This is a genomic window from Mesorhizobium sp. M7A.T.Ca.US.000.02.2.1 (assembly GCF_003996995.1).
In the GTDB taxonomy this organism is placed as follows: domain Bacteria; phylum Pseudomonadota; class Alphaproteobacteria; order Rhizobiales; family Rhizobiaceae; genus Mesorhizobium.
Genome location: NZ_RZTT01000422.1, coordinates 1 through 4996 on the forward strand (window position 1 = coordinate 1; position 4996 = coordinate 4996).

Here is a 4996-nt window from a genome sequence, read left to right on the forward strand (position 1 = left end):
TGAGATGTGTATAAGGGACAGGCGTTGCATGCTGTCCGCCGACCTCTATCTTTGATCGGGTCGCGCACGTCCAACTGTTGAGCGCCAGGACCAGGTGCGGCGCGAGTTCGCCTATTGCATATCCGGCAACGCGGCGCCATCGTCCATCATTCACGTCCTTCCAAGCGGAAACTTTGCGAAATATTTTCAGTTACTTGTGGGTACATTCTCATGCCCCTGGCATCAGGCGGCTTAAAATCGCTATCTCTGCGGGAATTGGAAGGCCGGCGGCGACGCCGCCATTTTGGCTTTCGCGCAACACTGCGATGGCCGCAGCGGGGCGCCGATCACATTTCGACTGGACATGACTTAGTTCTGCCGCACTCTGCCTGTCCGGGAGGTATCGTGAGGATCGACAGGCCTTTCGGCCGGAGTTGGAAATTCAGGCGTGCCTTTGAAGAAGATTTTTACTGTTCTCCTGGCCTTGTTCGTCGCCGGCTGCGCCGGCCAGCAAACGCAGGAATTGCTGGGCAGCGCCATGGTGTCCGCGCCGGTGACGGAGATCGCCGGCAACCACTCGATCTTCATCGCCACGACGCGCAAGAAATCCGACGATCCCAACAAGGTTTTCGACGGCGAACGCTCGGCCACGCTGAACTATGCCCGCGTCAACGTCACCGTTCCGGGGTTGCACGAGACCGGCCAGATCGAGCGGCGCTCGCGCGGCAAGTCGGACGACCCGGCGAAATATTTCATGGCTTCCGAAGTCGTCGGCTACGACACGCAGCCGAAATTCTCCAGCGCGCTCAACGCCGACATCGCGGCGCGTGGCGGCCGCGTCATGGTCTTCGTGCATGGCTACAACACAGGCTTCGATGCCGCCGTCTATCGCCTCACCCAGATCGTCCATGATTCCGGCTATCCCGGCACGCCCGTGCTGTTTTCCTGGGCATCGGGTGCCAGGACCACCGACTACGTCTATGACAAGGAAAGCGCCAGCGCTGCCCGCGACCAGTTGGAGGTGACGCTCAGGATGCTGGAGCAGTCCGGCGCGCGGCGCATCGACATCGTCGCGCATTCGCTCGGAACCTGGGTCACCATGGAAACGCTGCGGCAGATGGCCATCACCGGCGACCGCGATCTCGGCGGCAAGCTCGGCGACGTGGTGCTGGCCTCGCCCGACATCGATGTCGACGTGTTCAAGAGCCAGATGCGGCGCTATGGCAAGCCAGACAAGCCGTTCATCCTGCTGTTGTCGGACGACGACCGCGCGCTGCGGCTCTCCGGCCTGATCGCCGGATCCCGGCCGCGCGTCGGCGACTACAAGGATGCCGCCGATCTCGCCTCCTATGGCGTGACGGTCGTCGACCTGTCCAAGGTCAAGGGATCGGACAGCTTCAACCATACGAAGTTCGCCGACAATCCGACGCTGGTGAAGATGATCGGCCAGCGGCTGCGCGAGGATGACGGCTTTGCCAGCGACCGTGACGTGACAGACCGCATCAGCCTGCTTGGCCAATAGGTGCGGTCCCGCGGTTTTCGCCGTGCCTGCCCGGCATCGCGGACGTGTGGATTCACTTTGAACTGGACCGCGCCGGTCTCTGGCCTTATCGGAATAGCCAGCGACGTCACGCGTTTGACGTCCCCTTTTGCGGGAGCCTGCGTGTGACCGTGCGTTCGAAGAGCTACCTCGTCGTTGCATTGGCGCTCGCTGTCACCGGCTGCGCCGGCGGCAAAACACACGACCTGCTCAACAAGACGACGGTCACGGTGCCCGCTTCCGACATCGCGGCCACGCATGAAATTTTCGTCGCCACCACCCGCCAGAGGGCAACCAAGGACCCGCGACAGGTGTTCGACGGCGATCGCTCGCTGACCACCAGCTTTGCCCGTGTCGACGTCACCGTCCCGAAAAACCATCAGGTCGGCGCCATCGAGCGGGCCAAGGGATCGGCAAACAGCAATCCTGCCAAGGATTTCACCGCCAAGGATGTCACCTTCTATGAAGGCGCGCCGCAGTTCGCCAAGGCGGTCGGCGCCGACATCGCCATGCGCGGAGACCGTGCGCTGGTTTTCGTGCACGGCTTCAACAACGGTTTTGACGACGGCATCTACCGGCTGACGCAGATCGCGCACGACACGAAATATCCCGGCACCCCGGTGCTGTTCTCATGGGCTTCGAGCGGCAAGACCACGGGTTACATCTACGACAAGGAAAGCGCCAACGCAGCGCGCGACGACCTTGAGGCGACGCTCAGGATGCTGGCCAAGACCAAGGTCAAGAGCATCGACATCATCGCCCATTCGATGGGGACCTGGGTGACCATGGAGGCTCTGCGCCAGCTTGCCATCACCGGCGATCGCGATCTCGACGACAAACTCGGTTACGTCATCCTGGCCTCGCCCGACATCGATGTCGACGTGTTCAAGAAACAGATGATCCGTTACGGCAAACCCGACAAGCCATTCGCCATCCTGCTCTCGGCGGATGACCGGGCTCTCAAGCTGTCCTCCCTGATCTCGGGCGATAAGCCGCGCGTCGGCGATTACGGCGATGCGGCCGACCTCGCCAGCTATGGCGTGTCGGTGGTCGACCTTTCCCAGGCCAAGGGCGGTGACCGCCTCAACCACGCCAAATTCGCCGACAACCCGATGCTGGTGCAACTGCTGGGCGACCGGCTGCGGGCGCCTGCCGGCCTTGCTTCGGACGAACCCGTCCCGACTCAGCTCAACAATCTCGGTCAGGGCCTGGGCAAGGCCGTCGGCTCGGTCGCCGAGATCGTCATCACCACGCCGTTCAAGGTGCTGACCATCGCCACCGGCGGGTGAGCCGGGGGCAGCTTCCTGGTGGAGACCGTCAGGTGTCGAAGTCGGCGCCGCCCCTCACCTGCCTGCCGGCATCCTCTCCCCGTATAGTGACGGGGAGAGGGGGCATCGCCGATTTCGCCAATCACCAGCGTTGGTAGGGCGCCAGCGTTGCGGCCAGCCCCTTCTCCCCGTCACTATACGGGGAGAAGTGCCCGGCAGGGCGATGAGGGGCAGCGCCGGCGTCCTACACGAACAGATCGACTTTCTGGAACGTCGTCACGTCGATCAAGCCGACATCGGAAATCCTGAGTTCGGGAATGACGACCAGCGCCAGCAGCGAGTGCTGCATGTAGGCGTTGTTCAGCGAACAGCCCATCTTGCGCATCGCCTCGGTGAGCTTTTCCGCCTTGGCCGCGACGATCTCGGCCCGCTCGTCCGACATCAGCCCGGCGATCGGCATTTCGACCAGCGCCAGTTCCTTGCCCTTGGAGAACAGCACGACGCCGCCGCCGACTTCGCCCAGGCGATTGACGGCCAGCGCCATGTCCTGCTTGTTGGTGCCGACGCAGATGATGTGGTGGGCGTCATGCGCCACGCTGGACGCCATGGCGCAGTCGCCGATGTAGCCGAAGCCGGAAACGAAGGCGTTGGTGACGCCGCCCGTGCCCCGGTGGCGCTCGACCAGCGCGATCTGGCAGATGTCGTTGCGGCGGTCCATGGCGACCAGCCCGTCCTCGACCGGCAGATCGGCCTCCAGCGCGCGCGTCGGCGCCTGGTTCTCGATAACGCCGATGACACGCACCCGCACCTCATTGGCGCCCTTGGGCGCCGTGATATCGAAGTCGTCGCCCTTCAGCTTCTTGCCGAGCTTGACGGTGTTCTTCGCCGTCTTCGGGTAATCATAGGCCGGAATATCGATTTCGAGCTTGCCCCCCTTGGCCACCCTGACGCCGCGTGCATAGACCTCGTCGATGGTCATTGCGGCGAGATCCGAAACGATCAGCAGGTCGGCCAGCCGGCCCGGCGCGATCGAGCCGATCTCGCGCTCCAGTCTGAAATGCTGGGCGGTGTTGAGCGTCGCCATCTGGATCGCCGTCACCGGCTTCAACCCCTGTTGGATGGCGTGGCGCACCACGCGGTCCATATGGCCTTCCTGGACCAGCGTGCCGGAGTGGCTGTCGTCGGTGCACAGGATGAAATTGCGCGGATCGATGCCGCTCTCCGTCACCGCCTTGATCGGCGAGGCCACGTCGTACCAGGCCGAGCCGAGCCGCAGCATCGCCTTCATGCCCTGGCGCACACGGGCGATGGCATCCTCGGCGCGTGTGCCCTCATGATCGTCCTCGGGGCCGCCGGCGGCATAGCCATGGAACGGCAGGCCGAGATCGCGCGAGGCATAGTGGCCGCCGACCGTTTTCCCCGCTTTCACCGTCGCGGCGATCTCGCCCGACATGACAGGATCGTTGGCGGCGACGCCGGGGAAATTCATCACTTCGCCAAGACCGATGATGTTTTCCCAGCTCATTGCCTCCGCGACATCGGCGACCGTCAACTCGGCGCCTGCATGTTCCAGCCCGGGCGCCGAGGGCACGCAGGACGGCATCTGCACATGCACGTTGATGGGCATGGCGACGGCCTCGTCATGCATCAGCCGCACGCCGGGCAGGCCAAGCACATTGGCGATCTCGTGCGGGTCGATGAACATAGAGGTGGTGCCGTGCGGAATAACGGCCCGGCAGAACTCGGTCACCGTCACCATGCCGCTTTCGACATGCATATGCGCGTCGCAGAGGCCGGGCACCAGATAGCGCCCGCCGGCGTCGACCACCTTGGTGCCCTGGCCGATGGCATGGCTGGCGTTCGGCCCGCAATAAGCGAAACGACCGCCGGCGATGGCGATGTCGGTGCCGGCGATGATCTCGCCCGAATGGACGTTCACCCAACGGCCGTTGCGGACGACCAGGTCAGCGGGTTTGCGCCCCATGGCGACATCGACCAGGTGTGTCGCCATCTCGGTCCACGGTCTGGGTTTTGCGGGCCTTGCGGGCTTGGCGTTCGTCATTTGCGATTCCTTGGTTGCGGCCAGTGTCGCAAATGTCGGCGGGCGCCGCCAGTCGACAGCTTTTTTGCCGGGCAGCTTTTCACGATAGGAATTTTTTCTTGACTCCGTGACCTCAGCAATAGTACATATTTGCCTACGGTGCTGATT

General features: G+C 63.5%; 3 protein-coding genes. 2 read left to right on the forward strand and 1 reads right to left on the reverse strand.

Features of this window, described 5'->3' with window-relative positions; translation table 11 throughout:
* Positions 1–427: 427 nt before the first annotated feature.
* A complete protein-coding gene (locus tag EOD15_RS28275) occupies positions 428–1501 on the forward strand; it encodes an alpha/beta hydrolase (RefSeq protein WP_127409047.1) in 1074 nt (357 codons plus the stop codon).
* A gap of 143 nt (positions 1502–1644) precedes the next feature.
* The gene (locus tag EOD15_RS28280; protein WP_127409048.1) at positions 1645–2808 is read left to right on the forward strand and encodes an alpha/beta hydrolase; all 1164 of its coding nucleotides are present in this window, start codon (positions 1645–1647) and stop codon (positions 2806–2808) included.
* Between the two features lie 223 nt (positions 2809–3031).
* Here EOD15_RS28280 and ade read toward each other — a convergent pair whose 3' ends face one another.
* On the reverse strand, positions 3032–4849 hold the full coding sequence (gene ade / locus EOD15_RS28285) for an adenine deaminase (RefSeq protein WP_127409049.1): 1818 nt from the start codon (positions 4847–4849) through the stop codon (positions 3032–3034).
* Between the last annotated feature and the right edge of the window lie 147 nt (positions 4850–4996).

What these genes read in the sequence shown, in the direction of transcription:
- ade (WP_127409049.1), bottom strand. Translation starts at nt 4,849, where the DNA reads ATGACGAACGCCAAGCCCGCAAGGCCCGCAAAACCCAGACCGTGGACC.